Below are 18,389 nucleotides of genomic sequence, written 5' to 3'. Positions count from 1 at the left end.
TCGGAGTTGTGAAAAAGACACCGCCGACACCACGGGGGGGGCCGCCGCCGCGGCGGCGGTCCACGACCTCGGCGGGCTCACGCACGTGGGCGACGTGGTGCTGGCAGGCATCGGCATTCCGACGGCCGAGCGCTGTGCCATGGACCTGGCACGCTTCGACGACCCGGAGCTGGTGGTGCCCGGCGCCGCGCTGCCCTCCCTGGTGCGCCTGCCCGAGCTGCCGGGCATGCCCTCCCCCGACGCGGAGTCGATCCGCGCGGCGTGGGCGAAGGCCAAGGGCTTCTCCGCCCCGATCGGCACCTCCGAATCCGGGCCAATGTCCCTGGACCTGGTCAAGGACGGGCCGCACGGGCTGGTCGGCGGCACCACCGGTTCGGGCAAGAGCGAATTCCTGCGCTCGCTGGTCGCCGGGCTCGCGGCGCGCAACGACGCGACCCGGCTGAACTTCATCCTCATCGACTTCAAGGGCGGCGCCGCGTTCGCCGCGTGCGAGGCCCTGCCGCACACCATCGGCACCATCTCCAACCTCGACGAGCAGCTGGCGGACAGGGCGCTGCGCTCCCTCGAGGCGGAGATGGCCCGCCGCCAGCGGATCTTCGCCGCCGCAGGCGAGGACGTCGACAACCTCGACGCCTACCTGGCCACCAACCCCGCCCAGCCCATGCCGCGGCTGCTGCTGGTGGTCGACGAGTTCGCAATGCTCGCCAAGGACTTCCCCGAGGTGCTCTCCTCGCTGGTCTCCGTCGCCGCGGTCGGGCGCACCCTGGGCGTGCACATGATCCTGGCGACGCAGCGCCCCGCCGGTGTGGTCAACGACGACATCCTGGCCAACACCAACCTGCGCGTGGCCCTGCGCGTGCAAAGCCGCGACGATTCCTCCAACGTCATCGGCGTGCCCCTGGCCGCCGGCATCACCCGCGCGCAAACCGGGCGGGCCTACATCAAGCTGGGCCAGGACGAGATCACCCCGGTGCAGACCGCGCTTGTCACCGGGCGCGCGTCGCGGCAGGATTCCGCCGAACTGGTGCTCGATGAGATCGGGCACTTCGGGATCCCGGTGCCGCCGCGGGCACCTGCCCCGGGCGCCGAGTCGGACGCCAGCGACCTCGACGAACTCATCGACGCCATCACCCAGGCCCACGAGGCGGCGGGCTTCGGGGTTCCGCGGCCCGTCTGGCCCGTTGCACTGGGCGAGCGCGTCCCGCTGGCCGGCTTCACCGCCGAAGGCCCCGGCACCGGCAACGCGCCGGACCATCGGGCATCCGCGCTTCCTCTCGTGGGTTCGGTGCGCGGGCGGTGCATCGAGGTTGCGTTGAAGGACGAGCCGGAGCGCCAGCGCCAGTCCCCTGCAGGCTGGGACCTTGCCCAGGGCAACCTGCTGCTGCTGGGCATCGCCGGATCCGGCACCAGCACCACACTGGCATCCCTCGCCCTGGCCGCTGCCGCCGCCAAGGACCCCCGGGAGCTTGACCTGCTGGTGCTTGACACCGGCTCCCGCGCCCTGGCCCCGCTGGCTTCCCTGCCGCACACGTGCGCGTACGTCGGCACCGGCCCCGGCGCCCGGGAGCAGCAGGCCCGCTTCCTGCGGCACCTGCGCACCGAACTGGCGCGCCGCCGTGCCGATCCGGGGCTGCGCCGGGAGACGCTGGTGCTCATCGACGGCCTGGCCACGCTGCGCGACGAGTTCCAGGACTACGACGGGCAGGGCCTGCTGGACGCCCTGAACCGGGCCTACGCCGACGGCCCTGCCCTGGGCCTGTACTTTGCCGTGGCCACCACCCGCGCCAAGGCGGTGCCCTCGGCCATCGACGAGGTCACCACCCAGAAGTGGCTCTACCGGCTGGCCGACCCCTACGACTACTCGGCCCTGGGCGTGCGCGGCAGCAACATCCCCGCAGCGGTCCCCGGGCGCTGCGTGGATGCAGGGTCGCTGCGGCAGATGCACATCGCCACCCCCGCCACCGACCTGGCCACCGCAGTGCAAACCGTAACGGCGCGCTGGCCCGACGCGGAGCCCAAGCCCGCAGCCATCGGCAGGCTGCCCGAGGAGCTCACCGTCGCCGAGCTCGGCGTGCCGGCGCAGCTGGACGGCGAGCCGTGGCGCTTCCCTGTCGGGTTGCGCGAGGAGGACCTGGCCCCGGGGGTGCTGGAGGTCTACGAGGGCGAGCACGTGCTCGTCTCCGGGCCCGCGCGCTCGGGCAAGTCGACGCTGCTGCTGGCCCTGGCCGAGTCGATTCGCGCCTCGGCCGCTGCCAGCGGGCAACCGGTTGCAGTCTGGGGAGCCTGCGACAGGCGTTCCCCGCTGGCGACCGCCGACCTGGACCGGGTGGCAGTGGGGCCGGAGGACCTGCCGGCGCTGCTGGCCTCGATCCGGCTCGAGCGCGGACCGGTGGTGCTGCTCATCGACGACGCGGAGCGCTTCGAGGATTCCGACCAGTCCCTGGCCAACCTGTTGTCCTCCGGGCGGCAGGTCTGCGTGATCGCCGCGGGCCGCTCGGCCGACCTGCGGGGCCTGTACGCGCACTGGACCAAGACGCTGCGCAAGTCGCGCTGCGGCGTGCTGCTGGTCCCGGACGCCGACTACGACGGCGAGTTGCTCGGCGTGACCCTGCCGCGCCGCGCGCCGGTGGCCGTGACCCCGGGCCGCGGCTACCTCTGCGTCGGCGGCACGCCGACCTTCATCCAGTCCATGGGCCCGGGCGCAGCAAGCGGCGCTTGAGTCCTGCGCCGAACCAGGCCTGCGGTTATTCGCGGGTGGTGATGCCGAACGGGTCGCTGGCCAGGTCGGTGAAGTTCCCGACCCCTGCCCGCAGGATGCAGCTCGGGGAGACCGACAGCGCGGTGACCACGAGCCCGTCGGCGGAGACAGCCAGGGAACCTGAGCAGCCGTCGGAGAACCGCACCCCCTCCTCGCCCCCTGCCACCGCGGCGAGCATCGCCGAGGCCTTGCCCTTGGACGGGGAGGTGTACAGCGGGTTCAGCACGTCAGGCCCGCCCGGCCACACCGGCACCAGGGTGACAGGAAGCGCGGTCTGGCTCACCGTGCGGGCCGGGGTCACGACCAGGACGTCCCGCAGCCGCTGCACCGGGTACGCCGAACCGCCGGCCGCGGGGTCCGACACCGCAGCGGTGGTTGCGGCTGCCGCGCCGTCAAGCCATTGCTCCAGGGCGTCCTCGCCCACCAGTTCCACCGGGATCTTCGCGCTGGCTTCCACGCTGCCCTTGGCCGGAACCGTGATCCCGGCAAGGCTCCAGCCGCACGCCTCGGAGATGCCGGTCAGGCTCGGCTGGTTGCGTGTTGCCTCGAGCTTCTCCCACGTCGCCGGCGGGCAGGAGGCGGATGCGGAGGCACCCGGCAGCACCTCGAGGAAGGGCCCGGCCAGCGGCGCCTTCTGCGCCGCATAGGTGATGGTCAGCCGCACTTCGTGAGCCTGCGCATCGTATTGGGCGCTGCGGCTGACCGACAGCCCGCTGGGCAGCGGGGCGTCCTGTTGGCTCGCGGTGGAATCGGCGGCCGGCGCCGCGGCCGGGGCGTCGGGCTTCGCCAGCGCCGTGGCCCCGACGACAATGGCAATGGCAACCACGACCCCGCCGGCGATCAGGGCGATGGCCTTGCCGTGCAGCCAGGCCGGCCGCCAGCCGGCGCGTGCCGGGGCGGGCGCCGGCTGGGGACGCGGGCGCAACTCGGGCCGGGGCATCGACCGCACCACGGTGTGCTGGCCCGCCGGACCAAGTTCGGGGAGCGCGGAGGCAGGGGAACCGGATTGGGGAACCGGTGCCGTCCCGGGTTCCGGCTGTGCCGCAGCACCGCGCAGCACCGTCGCCGGACGCTCGAGGGGCGCAAACGCCTCGGGTTCGGCGGCAACCGGCAAGGCCGACAGGTCGGAGAACCTGGCCGCCAGGCCGCGCAGCAGTGCGGCGGCCTCGGGCGCGCCGGGCCGTTGGCGCGGGTCCTTGCCCAGCAGCGATGCAACCGCCTCCCACACTGCGTCGGGCACCGGAAGCCGCGGCGGAAGAGTGGTCACGTGGCGGTAGGCGAGCGTGAAGTCGGTGCCGGTTCCGGCGAACGGGGTCCGCCCGGAGAGCAGCTCATAGAGCATGATTCCGGTGGCGTAGAGGTCCGCGGCGGGCCCAACCTCGCCGGAGCTGAGCAGTTCGGGCGGCATGTAGGCGGGGGTGCCCACCATGCCGGTGGTGTGCCTGGCCCTTTCGTGCATGACCGAGGCGATGCCGAAGTCGGAGACCCGAACGGCTCCGGCGAGTCCCGGTTTCCAGGGCTCGGCGAGCAGCACGTTGTCGGGCTTGATGTCCCGGTGCGTCGTGTTGCGGGTGTGCGCGTACGCGAGCGCGTCCAGCATCTCGGCGCAGATGGCCAGGGCGTCGGCGGCGGGCAGCGTGCGGCACTCCTCGAGCAGGTCGCGCAGCGACCCGCCCGGCACCAGGTCCATGAGGATGGCGAGCCGTTCGCCCTCGACCACGAGGTCCCTGACCGCGACGATGTTCGGGTGCCGCAACCCCAGCAGCACCGAGCGTTCCTTCACGAAGCGTTCGACGAGGGCGGGGTCGTGCGCGTGTTCCGGGCGCAGCACCTTGGCCGCGAGGTCGGGGCCGCCCGAGAGCGCGCTGACCCGCCAAACCTCGCCGACCGCACCGGAACCGAGGGGCTCGACGAAACGGTAGGACGCGCCGAGCGCGTCACCGGGCTGCACGTTTGCCATTCTTCTTTGTCTGCTCCTTGGTTAAGCAGCAATTGTTCGTGCCGGACCAAAGGTCGACACGAACAATTGCCAGCCGGGCCCACAAGGGCCCGGCGGGATTACTCGGCTTCGAGCGCTGCGGCCGCGAGCGGGTCAGAATCGTTGAGGAAGCGGCCAATGCGGTCGACTTCCTCGGCCTCGCCGATGGCTGCGGCTGCACGCTGCAGCGCGTAGAGCGAACGCAGGAAGCCGCGGTTGGGCTCGTGTGCCCAGGGCACCGGGCCCTGGCCGCGCCAGCCGGCCTTGCGCAAGGCGTCAAGTCCGCGGTGGTAGCCCACGCGGGAGTAGGCGTAGGACTCAACGAAATGGCCCTCGCCGTGTGCCTCGTTGGCCAGCAGTGCCCAGCCCAGCGAGGATGCCGGGAAGGCAGCGGCAATGTCAACCGCTTCGTCCCCGGCTTCCAGCCGCGCCTTGACCTCGGTTTCCTCCGGCAACAGGGTTGCCGGGATGCCGAGCAGGTTTGCTCCAAGATCTGCCATGTTTACTTCAGTGCCTTTCCGGCGGAACCGAGCTGGCTTGCAGCCTCGACGATGCGGGCGGCCATCGAAGCCTCGGCGGCGGCACCCCAGACGCGCGGGTCGTAGGTCTTCTTGTTGCCGACCTCGCCGTCGATCTTCAGCACACCGTCGTAGTTCGCGAGCATGTGGCCTGCAACCGGGCGGGTGAAGGCGTATTGGGTGTCGGTGTCGATGTTCATCTTGATGACGCCGTAGGACACCGCGTCGGCGATCTCCTTGTCGGAGGAACCCGAGCCGCCGTGGAAGACCAGGTCGAACGGGTTGGCCTTGCCGAGCTTGGCTCCGACCTGCTCCTGGATGTCCTTCAGGATCTCCGGGCGCAGCTTCACGTTGCCCGGCTTGTACACGCCGTGCACGTTGCCGAAGGTCAGTGCCGTGATGTAGCGGCCGTTTTCGCCGGCGCCCAGGGCCTCGATGGTGGCCATGGCGTCTTCGACGGTGGAGTACAGCTTGTCGTTGATGGCGTTCTCCACGCCGTCCTCTTCGCCGCCCACGGCGCCGATCTCGACCTCGAGGATCTGCTTGGCAGCAGCGGTGCGCGGCAGCAGCTCGGCGGCGATGCGCAGGTTCTCTTCAAGGGTCTCAGCGGAGCCGTCCCACATGTGCGAGTTGAAGTACGGGTTGCGGCCGGCGGCGACCTCGGCTTCCGAGGCGGCCAGCAGAGGCAGCACGAAATCGTCGAGCTTGTCGGCCGGGCAGTGGTCGGTGTGCAGGGCGATGTTCACGCCGTAGCTCTTGGCTACCTCGCGCGCGAAGGCGGCGAAGGCCAGCGAACCGGTGACCATGTTCTTGACTGAGGCACCCGACCAGTAGGCTGCGCCACCGGTGGACACCTGGATGATTCCGTCGGATTCGGCTTCCGCGAAGCCGCGAATGGCAGCGTTCAGGGTTTGCGACGACGTCACGTTGACTGCGGGGAAGGCGTAGCCGCCGGCCTTCGCAGAATCAATCATGGCGTTGTACTGTTCCGGGGTTGCGATGGGCATACTGACTCCTGTGTAGATAAGGAATTGTGGGGAGTAGACCTCGTTGGCTGCCTCCATCCTATCTACATGTGTGCTGGATCGCTTACGGGATGACGCAAGGCCCCGAAGGACGACATGCCAAGGGCGCCGGTTCACGGCGCCCTTGGCATGCTACCTACTGATCCTTGTCCACCGCACCGCCCGGAGCGGCGGGCGTTTGGCCCGTGGTTGCCGCCGCGAGCTTCGGAGCCGGCTCCACGACCTTGGGCTTGGCAACCACGACCTTCTTGACCGGGGCGGGTGCTGCCACCTTCTTGGCGGGCGCCGGCGGCGCCTTGGCGACCGGTGCCTTGGCAACCGGTGCCTTGGGTGCCGGAACCGCAACGTGCTTCGGCTTGGCCACCAGCCTCTTCGGAGCCACCGCCTTCGGTGCCGGAACCGCAACGTGCTTTGGCTTGGCCACCACATGCTTCGGAGCCACCGCCTTCGGTGCCGGAACCGCTATGGGCTTCGGCTTGGCAACTGCCTCTGGTGCCGGGGCAGGAGCCGCTTTTGGCTGAGCGGCCGGTGCCGGCGCAGCTTCAACGACCTTCGGTTGGGCTTCCGGCAACACCTTTGGGCCCTGCACGGTCGGCGCCTTTTGAACCCCAAGAGACTGGTTCTCGGATTCCGGCTGGGCGGGGTTGCTGTTGCCTGCATCCGTGGTCGGCACATCGGCATTGGGCTCCTCCGCCGGCTCACCGTCATTGGCCTCGGGTGCCTGGGGCGCTACGGCCACGGGCGATTCCGGCCCGTTGTCCGGGACCGTCGGCTGATCCGCAGGATCGGTCGGAGGCTCGTCAACGTCGGGTTCCGGCAACGGCACCGTCAGTGGCGGGACCTCGTTGGGCTCCGGGATCGTGGTGGGATCCGGTGCCGTGGTCGTCGGCGACTCGCTCTGGTCCGGGCTCGTCGTATTCGGCGACTCTTCCTGGTTGTCCGGCAACGGAGCCGTTGGCGCCGGGGTCTTGGTCGTCGGCGGCTTGGTCGGTGCCGGGTTCGACTTGGTCGGCGAGGGCTTTGGCACAGGCTTTGGCGAAGCACTTGGCGGCGGCGTCGGCTTGCGGCTCGGCGCCGGTTTGGTGCTGGGTTGTTCTTTGACCTCGGGCGCGGGCTTTGGCTCCGCCACGGGCCTGTGCTGCGTCTGCGGCTCGGCCTTCGGCTTGGCGCTGGGCACGTGCCTGCTTGGCGCCGCGCTTGAGACGTAAGACCTCGGCACCGAAACCCAATGGTCCGGGACATCCTCAGTGCCGGACCCATAGGCGCGAGGAGCCCCCGTGTTGCGGATCGGTTCCGCCGCGATGGTGGTGTGCCGCGAATCGATCATCGGGTTCGGTTGGCCCGCGACCGGAGGCAGGAAGTTTCGTGGATCGTTCCAGCGTCCGTCGATGATCACTTCAAAGTGCACGTGGCAACCGGTCGAGTTGCCGGTGGTGCCGCTGAGCGCAATGAGTTGGCCTTGCCGAACGGTGTCGCCCACCTTGGCGATGAGCCTTGAGTTGTGGCTGTAACCGGTGCGCACCGAGGAACCATGGTCAATGGTGACGCGCATGCCCGAGTGCCCGGCCCAGGCCGATTGGATGACCTCTCCGTCCGCGGACGCATACACCGGGGACCCGCAAGGAACTGCGTAGTCCTGCCCGACATGGATCTGCCTGCCGGGCCCTGTCGGGTTGTTCCGCCAGCCGTACGGGCTGGTGATATGCAAGGATGCGACCGGATGCATGAGTTGGATGTTTCCGGGCAGTGCCCCAAGCACGCCCACCCGTTGGCCCCCGAGGGCGCCCACGGCATGTTGTTGCGTGGCGATGCTCGGCGCGAAGCCCGCATGCGTCAGGTACGAAGGCACAAAGCCACCGTCCCCCGAACCGGTGCTGGTGACGCCCAGCGATTGCGACGAGATTGCGTCGACGCCGCTGAACAACGAGACCCTGACCGGTTGCACATAGGCAGAGGCCTGGTAACTCACTCCCCCGGCGGGTTGTGGTGCGAGTTGGTCCTGGGCAAGGCCCAGTCCCGGTGCGCCGGAAATTGCCACGGCCGCGGCCACGGCAAGGCCCAACGCAGAAATTTGTGGAATCTTGGTTTTTGCATTGCCGAGCTTGCTCGACACACGACCCCGATTAACTTGATGTTTTTTCATCGGTAACAGCCCCCTGTTTGAGTCACCATGAAGTTTTTGCGCAGCCAAAAATGAGGTCGGTTTTCTGGCTATGAACCAGCGAGTTGTCCGTGTCACCCCAAGCAACTGAACACTTAGGCATCACCTTAACGCACGGACGGCCAGGAATAAAGAGATATTTGCAAGTCATGGCAATTAACTTCGGCGGAGCGATTTTTCGTTCTCAAGTTGAGTCGGGACTACCCCTGTGGGCCTGCGACCACCGGCAGATTATGCAGCGATTCCTGGTCGGCCTTTGGTCCCCGAAAACCACCTGCCCCGCCGGGACATATGCGTTTGGGCGCTTGCCAAGTGGAAAGGCTACGAGGACTTCGCGGCGGTTACGGACGAGGACCGTGGCGCCGTGCGGTCGTCCTTGGTCGGCGTGCCGCTTGGCGATTCCGTGGCCGGAGTGACGGACCCCGATTCGAGTGACTCGGCCAGCCTGGTGGTCGGCAGCTCGGTCAAAGTACTGGTTGGTGAGTCACTCGGTTCGGTGGCCGGAGTGACGGACTCCGATTCAGCTGACTCGGTCAACGAGGCGGTCGGAGACTGGGTCAGAGCACTGGTCGGCGACTCGCTCGGTTCACTGGACGGCGCAACGGTCGGTGCCGTGGTGGTCGGGGAGGACCCGATCGGGGGTGTTGATTCTTCACTCGGCTCTGGCGTCGGGCTCGTTTCTGGTGTCGGAGACCCCGCGGGTGAGGGCGAAGTGGGCGAGGGCGACGTGGGCGAGGGCTTGGCGCTTGGCTTCGGTGTTGGGGGTGGAGTCTGCGACGGTTTCGGCGTTGGTGTGGGCTCCTTGTCTGGCGTGGCCCCTTCGCTTGGCTTCGCAGTGGGTGTTTCGCTCGCGCGTGCCGTTTGCGACGGCGGTGCCTTGGTCGGCTCGGGCAGCTCCACCTCGATGTCGTGCCCGTTTTTGCTCTCGTTCCGAGGCTCCCCCGAGTTGCGGATCGGTTCGGCCGCGATGGTGGTGCGGCGCGAGTCGATTTTCGGGTTCGGTTGGCCGGGGATGATGGGCAGGAAGTTCCTGGGGTCGTTCCACCGGCCGTTGATGATCACTTCGAAGTGCACGTGGCAACCGGTCGAGTTGCCGGTGGTGCCGCTGAGCGCAATGAGTTGTCCCTGGCTGACCCTGTCGCCCACCTTGGCGATGAGCCTTGAGTTGTGGCTGTAGCCGGTCCGCACCGAGGAGCCGTGGTCGATGGTGACACGCATGCCCGAGTGCCCCGCCCAGGCCGATTGGACGACGAGCCCGGCCGCTGTCGCATACACCGGGGAACCGCAGGGAATTGCGTAGTCCTGTCCGATGTGGATCTGGGTGCCCGGTCCTGTCGGGTTGTTCCGCCAACCGTAGGGGCTGGTGATGTGTCTGGAGGAGACCGGGTGAATCAGCTGGATCCCTCCGGGCAGAACACCCAAAGCCCCCACGTTTTGTCCCACGAGATGGCCGGCAAGCTGCCCTGGTGTCCCGATGAAGCCCAGTGCCGAGCCGGGGTCCGAGGCGTCGGCAACCGGTACGCCCGCCGCGGCGCTGGTGATGTTTTCCATGTCCCAAGCTATGGCGTCGACCCCGCTCAGCAGCGAGACCTCGACCGGCCGGCTGTAGGCGGCCGTGTCGATCGCCAGCGGGGAAAAGGCCACGGGAATGGAGTCGACCTGGCGACCGGCAAGGGTCGGCGTGCTGGAAATTGCAAATGCGGCAACGACCGCAATCCCCACGGCGGCCGCCTTGCCTGCCGTCGGCTGTTTGCGTGCCGCTCGAGGCCAGGGCATCGGAAGCGGGTGATTGACGTGATGCTTCTTCACCAGCGGATCTCTCCGTTCCACGTGCTGACACCATGGCCATTCCCGGCGCGCGAGTTCGGCGTCGTTCCCGCGTTGGGAACGGTGACTGCACAAGCTCACCGCGCGGGACCATGCGCCCAGTATTCACGTTAACGGAACGACGGCGGGGAAAGAAGGGATATTCGCCATACGTTTGGCTTTCTGGCCGGACGGCTACCGTCGACTAGACCGACTGGTCGAAAACATGCCGCCGGATCCACGCGTGCATGGCGATTCCGGCGGCCGAAGCGGCATTGATGGAACGGGTGGAACCGAACTGCTCGATCGACAACGTCGCCTCGGCGCTTTGGTGGACTTCCTCGCTGAGGCCCGGCCCCTCCTGGCCGAAGACCAGCACGCAATTGCGTGGCAGTTCATAGGTTTCCAGTTTCTGGGAATCCGGGAAGATGTCGATCCCGATGATCGCCAGTCCCTCTGACTTGGCCCAGGCAACGAAATCCTCGACGGTCGGGTGGTGGCGCACATGCTGGTAGCGGTCGGTGACCATTGCTCCGCGTTTGTTCCAGCGCCTGCGGCCAATGATGTGCACTTCCTTGGCCAGGAAGGCGTTGGCGGTGCGCACCACGGTGCCGATGTTCATGTCGTGCTGCCAGTTCTCGATGGCAATGTGGAAGTCGTGGCGGCGCTCATCGAGGTGGGCGACAATCGCTTCCATGGACCAGTAGCGGTACTTGTCCGCCACGTTGCGCCGGTCCCCGTGCTCCAGCAGCTCGGCATCGAAGTGGTCGCCGGAGGGATACTCTCCCTCCCACGGGCCGACGCCCACCTCGGGGCGTTCCTCGTGGACGGGATCGTACTCGGTGGGCTCTGGTGCAGGGGAATCAACGGCGGAAGTCACCCCTCAAGGGTAGTCGCCATTGCCCACGCGCCGGATTCGGGCCGCGAAACCACAGGTCGGACGGCTGCGCTCGCACCATCATCCGGCCGGTTGATGGCAAACTAACCTATGGCACGATTGGTCCGCCGGGAATTTCCCCCGGCCCGGCACGCAAGGAGGGGTACATGCCCATCATCGACAATGCGATTTACGTCAAGGGCAAGCGCGCGATCCATCCCCCGGACCTCAGCTCCACGTTCGAATCCATGAAGGAATCCGGCGGCATGGCCTGGCTGGGGCTCTACCGTCCGGACCAGGCGGAAATGCGGGAGGTCTCCGAGGAACTGGGCCTGCACGAACTGGCGGTGGAAGATACGCTCGCCGGCCACCAGCGTCCCAAGCTGGAGCACTACGGCGACCACCTCTTTGTGGTGCTCCGCCCGGCCCGCTACATCGATGAGTCCGAAAAGGTCGAGTTCGGGGAATTGCACGTCTACGTCGGCGCCGACTTCGTGGTGACGGTCCGCCATGCCGAGTCTCCCAAGTTGGCGCTGGTGCGCCACCGCCTCGAAGAGGAATCCGAGCTGTTGGCCATCGGCCCCGAAGCCGTCCTCTACGCGGTCGTTGACCAGGTCGTTGACGAATACGAGCCGGTGTTTGCTGGCTTGAGCAACGATATTGACGAAATCGAGGACCAGCTCTTCTCCGGGACGCCGAATGTCTCGCGGCGCATCTACGAGCTGTCCAGGGAGGTCATTGAATTCCAGCGCGCGCTCGCGCCGCTGGAGGACGTCCTCACCCGTTTGCGCAGGGACTTCAGGCTCAGCGACATCTCCGAGGACGACGCACTGGAATTGGATCGCAAACTCATCGACGTCCAGGACCACGCGATCCGGCTCACCGAGCGCATCACCTCCTTTCGCGCGTTGCTGACCAACGCGCTCTCACTGTCCTCGACCTTGGCCGCGCAGCGGGCCACCGAGGCGGGACTGGCGCAAAACGAGCAGATGAAAAAGATCTCGGCATGGGCGGCCATTCTTTTTGCCCCGAGCCTGGTCACCGGCGTCTACGGCATGAACTTCACACACATGCCCGAACTGGACCTCACTTTTGGCTATCCGGCCGCGGTCGGGCTGATGGCTGCCCTCGGCGTGGGACTGTTTGCCATCTTCAAGAAAAACAATTGGCTTTAGGCCGCCCGTGGGCCACGTGCAATGCAGGGAAACCTGAAAGACTGGTGGCAGCAGGTAACCTCTCGAAAGGAACACCCACACGTGTCTACGCATGAACCACGCAACGTCCATGACATTGAATGCTGGCTCACGGACATGGACGGGGTACTGGTCCACGAAAACCAGGCCATCCCGGGCGCCGCCGACATGATCGCGCATTGGGTCTCCACCGGCAAGCGCTTCCTGGTGCTGACCAACAACTCCATCTACACCCCGCGGGATTTGCGCGCCCGCCTGCTCTCCTCCGGGCTGGACGTCCCCGAGGCCAACATCTGGACCTCGGCCATGGCAACGGCGGAGTTCCTGCGCCGCCAGCGTCCGGGCGGTCGCGCCTTCGTGATCGGCGAGGCAGGGCTGACCACCGCCCTGCACGATGCCGGATTCATCCTGACCGACCAGGACCCCGAATACGTGGTGTTGGGTGAGACCCGCACGTACTCGTTCGAGGCCATCACCAAGGCCATTCGCCTGATCGCCGCCGGCGCCCGATTCATCACCACCAACCCGGATGTCACGGGCCCCTCGCCCGAGGGCCTGCTTCCGGCCACCGGTTCCGTGGCGGCACTGATCACCCAGGCCACCGGCCGCGCCCCGTACGTGGTCGGCAAGCCGAACCCGATGATGTTCCGTTCGGCCCTGAACCGGATCGATGCTCATTCGGAAACCACCGCGATGATCGGGGACCGCATGGACACCGACATCGTTGCGGGCATGGAAGCCGGGCTGCTGACGATCCTGGTCCACACCGGGATCACCAAGCCCGGCGACGTGGCCTCGTTCCCGTTCCGCCCGGATCTGGAACATGATTCCGTCGCCGACATCCTCGCCGAGCTTCGCGAGGGACGCGGCACCAACGACGCGGGACCCGCCTCAGGGCCGCACGAAGACTGAGCTATATCTCCCTTGGCGGTGGCCGTGCCCTTCGGGGACGGCCACCATGCGTTAAGGGATCTGGCGGCTAGAGGAGTTCCAGCTGGTCCGCCACGAGTCGACCATCGTGGATGACGGTGCGGTCGGCGCCTCGGTCCATGACGGCACTTGTCACGGTTTCACCCGCGAGCAGCACGATGTCGGCACGGTCCCCCACGGCCAGGCCGGGGCGGTCGCTTGTCGAGCGCAAGCGGGTGAGGCCGCGGTCCATGATGCTGGCCCCGCCCCAGGTGGCAATGGCCGCGGCATGTTCGATCAATTCGTCCTGCCGCAACCCGTGGGTGAAGGCCAACTGCCAGGTGCGTGAGAGCAGGTCGCAGTCCCCGTAGGGGCTCCAGTAGTCTCGTTGGCCGTCCTCGCCCAGCCCGACCCGGATGCCGGCTTCGGTCATCTCCGCCAGGTTAAATTGCTTGCCGGAGGTGGCCGGGGCAACCGTTGCCCAGGAAATATCCAGGGCACTCATGGCTTCCATGACTCGGGCGGTGGCAGCCTCCGAGACGTTGCCCAGTTCATAGGCGTGCGAGAGCGTCACCCGCCCCTCCATGCCCAGAGCCCGGGTACGTTCCATGATGAGCTCGGTGCTGAAATGTGCCAGATGGCCCGGCTCGTGGAGATGGATGTCGATGTCCACCTGGTATTTTTCGGCCAGGGCGAAGACGATGTCCAGGTGCCGCACCGGGTCCCGGTCCAGCTGGCAGGGGTCGATGCCGCCCATGACGGTGGCACCGAGCTTCAGGGATTCTTCCAGATAGGGCACCGTTCCCGGTTCAAGCAGCAGCCCTGCCTGCGGGAATGCCATGATCTGCACGTCGGCGCTGTTGGCAAATTTTTCCTTGGCGGCCAGCACCGCCTCGAACTTCTCCAGCTTGCAGTCGGCATCGATCTGGGCGTAGCTGCGCACCCGGGTGGTGCCGTGGGCAATCATCCGCTCAAGGGTTCCAGCGACCCTCTCGCGCAGGGGAACCTCAGCGTTGCGCCAATTGTTGCGGTCATTGAGCATCATGCCCCACACCCCCGGCGCCCCGGTGTGTTCGCGGAAGGGCAACCCGATCCGGGTCGAATCAAGGTGCACATGGACATCCGAGAACGCGGGAAGTGCCAATCGTCCCCGGCCATCGATTCCCACGGCCACGGGAAGCTGCGTGTTGTGCGGGGCAATGCCGCTGACCAGTCCGTCGGCGATCTCGAGGTCCACCGCGTCCTGCCCCCATGGCCGTACGTTGCTGATGAGCACTGTGCATTTCCCCTTTTCCGGCCGCCTGTCCTGTTCATCCGGCAGCACAGTTCCCACTCTTCCATGCCGCATGGGCGCGGGAAGGCAGGCGGAATGGCGTTGCGCTGTTGCCGGGTCGCACGGGGGGATGGCGCGGGTGCTACTCCCAGCCCGCCGTGGCGTCCCGAACCCCTGCATAGCGTTCGTAGATTTCCGGCCGGTGCGCCGCCTCGTATCGCTTCGAATCCACCGGCTCCCATGCGGGAGGCGCTGCCGCGCCGCTCAGCGCCCATGCCGCCTGGCGTGCCGCGCCCAGGGCAACGTATTCGGCCGTGGCGGGAACATCCACGGCCAGCCCGAAGACCTCCGGGGCGATGCGGCGCACGGCCTCGGACTGCGCCCCGCCTCCAATGAGCAGGATCCGTCCGGTGGCGACGCCGGTGGCGCTTTCCAGGGCCTGGACGGCGTCCTTCATGGAGCACAACAGGCCCTCGACGATGGCGCGCGCAAATTCCTCGCGGCTGGTGGTGGCCCGAAGTCCGTGCATCAGTCCGCTTGCCTTGGGCCGGTTCGGGGTGCGTTCCCCTCCCAGGTAGGGCAACAGCACCGCGGAGGATGCGCCGGCTTCGGCACCCAGTGCCAGCCGGGTGAACTCCGCATGGTCGACCCCCAGCATGCGGGCGCCGAAGTCCAGCACCGGCGCGCCGTTCAGCGTGCAGGCCAGCGGCAGGTAGCGCCCGGTGGCGTCGACAAACCCGGTGACCATGCCGCTGCCGTCGTGCACGCTCTCATTGACCACCGCGGAAGCAACCCCGGAGGTGCCGATGGAGACACAGACGTCGCCCGGCCCCAGATCCAGGCCAAGGGCCGCGGCCATGTTGTCCCCGGTGCCAGCGGCGATCATGGCCCCGCTGCGGGTGGTTCCGACGATTTCGCCGGGTTCGGCCAGCCTCGGCAGACCCACGTCGTGGCCCAGGGCCGCGGCAGCGAGGCCCGGCAGGAATTGCCTGCTTGATGTCGAGTAGTAGCCGGTGCCTGAGGCATCGCCATGGTCGGTGGTCATCTCGTCGCGCCCGCCGAGCTGCCAGGTGAGGTAGTCGTGGGGTAGCAGCACATGGCGCGTGCGAAGGGCATTTTCCGGCTCGTTCTCTTGCATCCAGCGCAGCTTGGAGGCTGTCAGCGAGGCCACCATGACCGAGCCCACCGCGTCGGCACAGCCCTGCGGACCGCCGAGTTCGGCGATCAGGTCCCTGGCCTGCTTGGCGGAGGAAGTGTCGTTCCACAACATCGCGTCCCTAACCGGATCCCCCTCCTCGTCCAGGGCCACCATGCCGTGCTGTTGCCCGGCAACGGCGACCGCATCCGCCCGTTCAAGGAGTCCTCGCGTGCTGGCTTCCATGGCATCGAGCCAGCGGGCGGGGTCCACCTGGGTGCCCTCGGGGTGCGGTTGGCGGCGCTGGTCGATGACCTCGCCGGTCTCGGCACGCACCAGGACCGCCTTGCAGGATTGGGTGGATGAATCAATTCCCAGAACGTACTGCGAACCCATCGAAGGCCCCTTCGTTACTGTGCCGTGGCGACATGGACGGTGACACCGAGCTCACGCAGCCGGGCGCGGTGGTGTTCGGGCAACGCATCGTCGATGACGACATCGTCAAAGTCCTCCACGTCCATCACGTGGTAGAGGCCGGTGGACTCGAACTTCGAGCTGTCCACCAGCAGCACCTTGCGGGCGGCCATGGAGATCATGGCGCGCTTGGTCAGCGCGGCCTCGGCGTCGGGGTGGAACAGTGCGCCGTTTTTCACCGCGGTCGTGGACACGAAGACCACATCGGCTGTGATTCGGTGCAGTTGTTCGACCACGACGGAGCCGAGGAACGAGTCGGTTTCCGGGTAGTACTGGCCGCCCAGGCCCACCAGTGCGATATTTGGCTGGCCGGCTACGACATTCATCAGTGGCAGCGAATGGGTGATCACTGTGGAGGGGTGGCGCGCGGCAAGGTAGGCACCCATCGCACCGACGGTTGTCGAATCGTCCAGTCCCACCACGGCGCCTGCGGGGATCAGCGCGGCGGCGGCCCGGGCCAGGGAATCCTTGGTCGCGGCGTTCATGTGCCGGCGCAGCCTCACATCGCGTTCGGCCATGCGGCTGGTGATGGCGCGCGCTCCCCCGCGGACGCGCTCGAGGCGGCCGTCCTTGGAAAGGATCTCGAGGTCCCGGTGGATGGTCATTGCGCTGACGCCGAAGTGCTCGGCCAGTTCCTCGACCTTGACGTTCTGGGCCCTGGCAACGAATTGCGTGACCTCGTCGCGGCGCGTTTCCGGGGGCAGGCCGGAGCGCCCGGGGTCAGCCGTCGCCCCCACACCAAACTCTTCAATAGTCACAATATTCATGATAGATCCGTCACCGTGTGAAACAAAAAGTGCAAGACGACTGCATAACTTAACAGATTTCTTGTGATCTTTGTCTTGTTTGATGTTAGATTGGTGCGATCACCACGACGAGGTGCAGGACGCAAAGGAGCGACATGACCGTGAAAGCGCAACCAAGAACGCACAACGGTGCGATTGGTTCCCGCGAGGGCATCCTCGAACGCATGGGCCTGCCACGGCCACTGCTCTGGGGATTCGTCGGGCTGATGCTCTTCATGATCGGCGACGGCGTGGAGACCAACATCCTCACCCCGTTCCTCACCGCCGAACACGGATTCTCCATCCCCATGGCCGGGACGCTGGTCACCGTCTATGGCATCGCGGTGGCCATCGCGGCCTTCCTTTCCGCCTCGCTTTCGGATCTCTGGGGCCCTCGCCGCGTGATGTTCATCGGCGCCGGCATCTGGGTGGCCTTCGAGATCCTCTTCCTGGCGGTTGCCCTGAACGCCTCCAGCGTGGCGCTGATCTTCATCGCCTACGGGCTGCGCGGCTTCGGCTACCCATTCTTCGCCTACGGATTCCTGGTCTGGATCAGCGCCACCGCCAACGCCAAGCGCCTGGCCGTGGCCATCGGGTGGTTCTACGTCGCCTTCAGCGCGGGCCTTCCCACCCTCGGCGCCCTGACCGCCACCGCCTCCCTCGACCTCTTCGGCCTTGACTACTACGGGACGCTTTGGATCTCCCTGGGGCTGGTCGTCGTCGGCGCCGCGGTGGCCCTGGTCGGCGTGAAGGAGAAGACAGGACGCGGCCCGCTGGTGGCCAACTCCGACGAGGTCTTCAAGACGCTGGTCTTCGGATTCACCCTGTTGCGGACCAACCGCAAGGCCCTGATGGTCATGCTCACCCGCACCATCAACTCGATCCCCACCTATGGCATGGCCATCTTCTTCCCCGCGCTCTTCACCGACCAATTCGGCTGGAGCATCGGCCAGTTCCTGATCCTGACCACCGTCATCTACGCGGTCAACATCCCCTGCAACCTGTTCTTCGGCGCCCTTGGCGACAGGCTGGGCTGGAGCAAGACGGTGACCTGGTTCGGTGCGGTGCTCTGCGCCGTCTCCATGCTCGGGCTTTACGTGGTTCCCGCCTTCGCAATTTCCCGGGGCTGGGAATCGGCCTACGGCCTGACCCTGCTCGTCGGCGCGGTCTTTGGCGTCGGGCTTGCCGGGTTTGTCCCCCTCTCGGCAATCGCGGTGTCCCTGGCACCGAAGAACCCGGGGGCGGCCATGGCCTCCTACAACCTGGGAATCGGTGCAGCTGTGTTCGCCGGCCCGCTGCTGGTCGCCCTGCTCTACTCGGTGCTCGGCGCCGCCGGCATGGTCTACCTCTTTGCAATCCTCTACCTGGTGGCCGCGCTCATGTCCCATGCCCTGCGTGGCACCCAGCCCGGTTTCAACGGCGTTCCGCTGCCGGCCGCGGAACGCCTGGCGTAAAAGACCTACCCCCCCCACCTCTCATTTCGATCCAAGGAGCCCC

At 67.1% G+C, this 18,389-nt stretch carries 13 protein-coding genes; 4 read left to right on the top strand and 9 right to left on the bottom strand.

Annotated features, from left to right (window positions below; all coding sequences use genetic code 11):
• Window positions 1–2,719, top strand: a 2,719-nt coding sequence (locus ACLQ7E_RS01125; RefSeq protein WP_411730683.1) for an FtsK/SpoIIIE domain-containing protein, incomplete at its 5' end; no start/stop codon positions are given.
• A gap of 25 nt (window positions 2,720–2,744) precedes the next feature.
• On the opposite strand, the gene ACLQ7E_RS01120 is transcribed toward ACLQ7E_RS01125, so the two are convergent.
• The 6 genes from ACLQ7E_RS01120 to ACLQ7E_RS01095 form a co-directional block, all read right to left on the bottom strand.
• Window positions 2,745–4,718, bottom strand: a complete 1,974-nt coding sequence (locus ACLQ7E_RS01120) for a serine/threonine-protein kinase (RefSeq protein WP_411730682.1) — start codon at window positions 4,716–4,718, stop codon at window positions 2,745–2,747.
• 98 nt (window positions 4,719–4,816) lie between these two features.
• A complete protein-coding gene (locus ACLQ7E_RS01115) occupies window positions 4,817–5,236 on the bottom strand; it encodes a DUF3151 domain-containing protein (RefSeq protein ID WP_411730681.1) in 420 nt (139 codons plus the stop codon).
• A 2-nt stretch (window positions 5,237–5,238) separates the two neighbouring features.
• A complete protein-coding gene (gene fbaA, locus ACLQ7E_RS01110) occupies window positions 5,239–6,261 on the bottom strand; it encodes a class II fructose-bisphosphate aldolase (RefSeq protein ID WP_411730680.1) in 1,023 nt (340 codons plus the stop codon).
• A 154-nt stretch (window positions 6,262–6,415) separates the two neighbouring features.
• Window positions 6,416–8,392, bottom strand: a complete 1,977-nt coding sequence (locus tag ACLQ7E_RS01105; protein WP_411730679.1) for a peptidoglycan DD-metalloendopeptidase family protein — start codon at window positions 8,390–8,392, stop codon at window positions 6,416–6,418.
• 369 nt (window positions 8,393–8,761) lie between these two features.
• Window positions 8,762–10,162, bottom strand: a complete 1,401-nt coding sequence (locus ACLQ7E_RS01100; protein WP_411730678.1) for a peptidoglycan DD-metalloendopeptidase family protein — start codon at window positions 10,160–10,162, stop codon at window positions 8,762–8,764.
• A 289-nt stretch (window positions 10,163–10,451) separates the two neighbouring features.
• Window positions 10,452–11,126 (bottom strand): TrmH family RNA methyltransferase, encoded by a 675-nt coding sequence (locus tag ACLQ7E_RS01095; RefSeq protein ID WP_411730677.1) that lies wholly within the window; start codon window positions 11,124–11,126, stop codon window positions 10,452–10,454.
• A 164-nt stretch (window positions 11,127–11,290) separates the two neighbouring features.
• On the opposite strand from ACLQ7E_RS01095, the gene corA reads away from it, so the two are divergent.
• Together corA and ACLQ7E_RS01085 are read left to right on the top strand one after the other, a co-directional pair.
• Window positions 11,291–12,298, top strand: a complete 1,008-nt coding sequence (gene corA / locus ACLQ7E_RS01090; protein WP_411730675.1) for a magnesium/cobalt transporter CorA — start codon at window positions 11,291–11,293, stop codon at window positions 12,296–12,298.
• A 135-nt stretch (window positions 12,299–12,433) separates the two neighbouring features.
• On the top strand, window positions 12,434–13,228 hold the full coding sequence (locus ACLQ7E_RS01085) for an HAD-IIA family hydrolase (protein WP_411730686.1): 795 nt from the start codon (window positions 12,434–12,436) through the stop codon (window positions 13,226–13,228).
• A gap of 67 nt (window positions 13,229–13,295) precedes the next feature.
• Here ACLQ7E_RS01085 and ACLQ7E_RS01080 read toward each other — a convergent pair whose 3' ends face one another.
• The 3 genes from ACLQ7E_RS01080 to ACLQ7E_RS01070 form a co-directional block, all read right to left on the bottom strand.
• Window positions 13,296–14,501 carry an amidohydrolase family protein gene (locus ACLQ7E_RS01080; protein WP_411730674.1) on the bottom strand — a complete coding sequence of 402 codons (1,206 nt, stop codon included), beginning with the start codon at window positions 14,499–14,501 and terminating at the stop codon, window positions 13,296–13,298.
• A 139-nt stretch (window positions 14,502–14,640) separates the two neighbouring features.
• Window positions 14,641–16,029 carry a xylulokinase gene (gene xylB, locus ACLQ7E_RS01075; protein WP_411730673.1) on the bottom strand — a complete coding sequence of 463 codons (1,389 nt, stop codon included), beginning with the start codon at window positions 16,027–16,029 and terminating at the stop codon, window positions 14,641–14,643.
• A 14-nt stretch (window positions 16,030–16,043) separates the two neighbouring features.
• Entirely contained in the window at window positions 16,044–16,874 is an 831-nt protein-coding gene (locus ACLQ7E_RS01070; protein ID WP_411730672.1) for a DeoR/GlpR family DNA-binding transcription regulator, read from the bottom strand.
• Window positions 16,875–17,008: 134 nt separating this feature from the next.
• Between ACLQ7E_RS01070 and ACLQ7E_RS01065 the strand changes: the two genes are divergently transcribed.
• Window positions 17,009–18,346, top strand: coding sequence for an MFS transporter (locus ACLQ7E_RS01065; protein WP_411730671.1), 1,338 nt, complete (start codon window positions 17,009–17,011; stop codon window positions 18,344–18,346).
• Window positions 18,347–18,389: the final 43 nt, after the last annotated feature.

Origin of the sequence: Paeniglutamicibacter sp. (assembly GCF_046714615.1) — a bacterium.
GTDB lineage: Bacteria > Actinomycetota > Actinomycetes > Actinomycetales > Micrococcaceae > Paeniglutamicibacter.
Note: the sequence above shows the minus strand (reverse complement) of the source record. Positions and strands in the feature narration are given on the sequence as shown.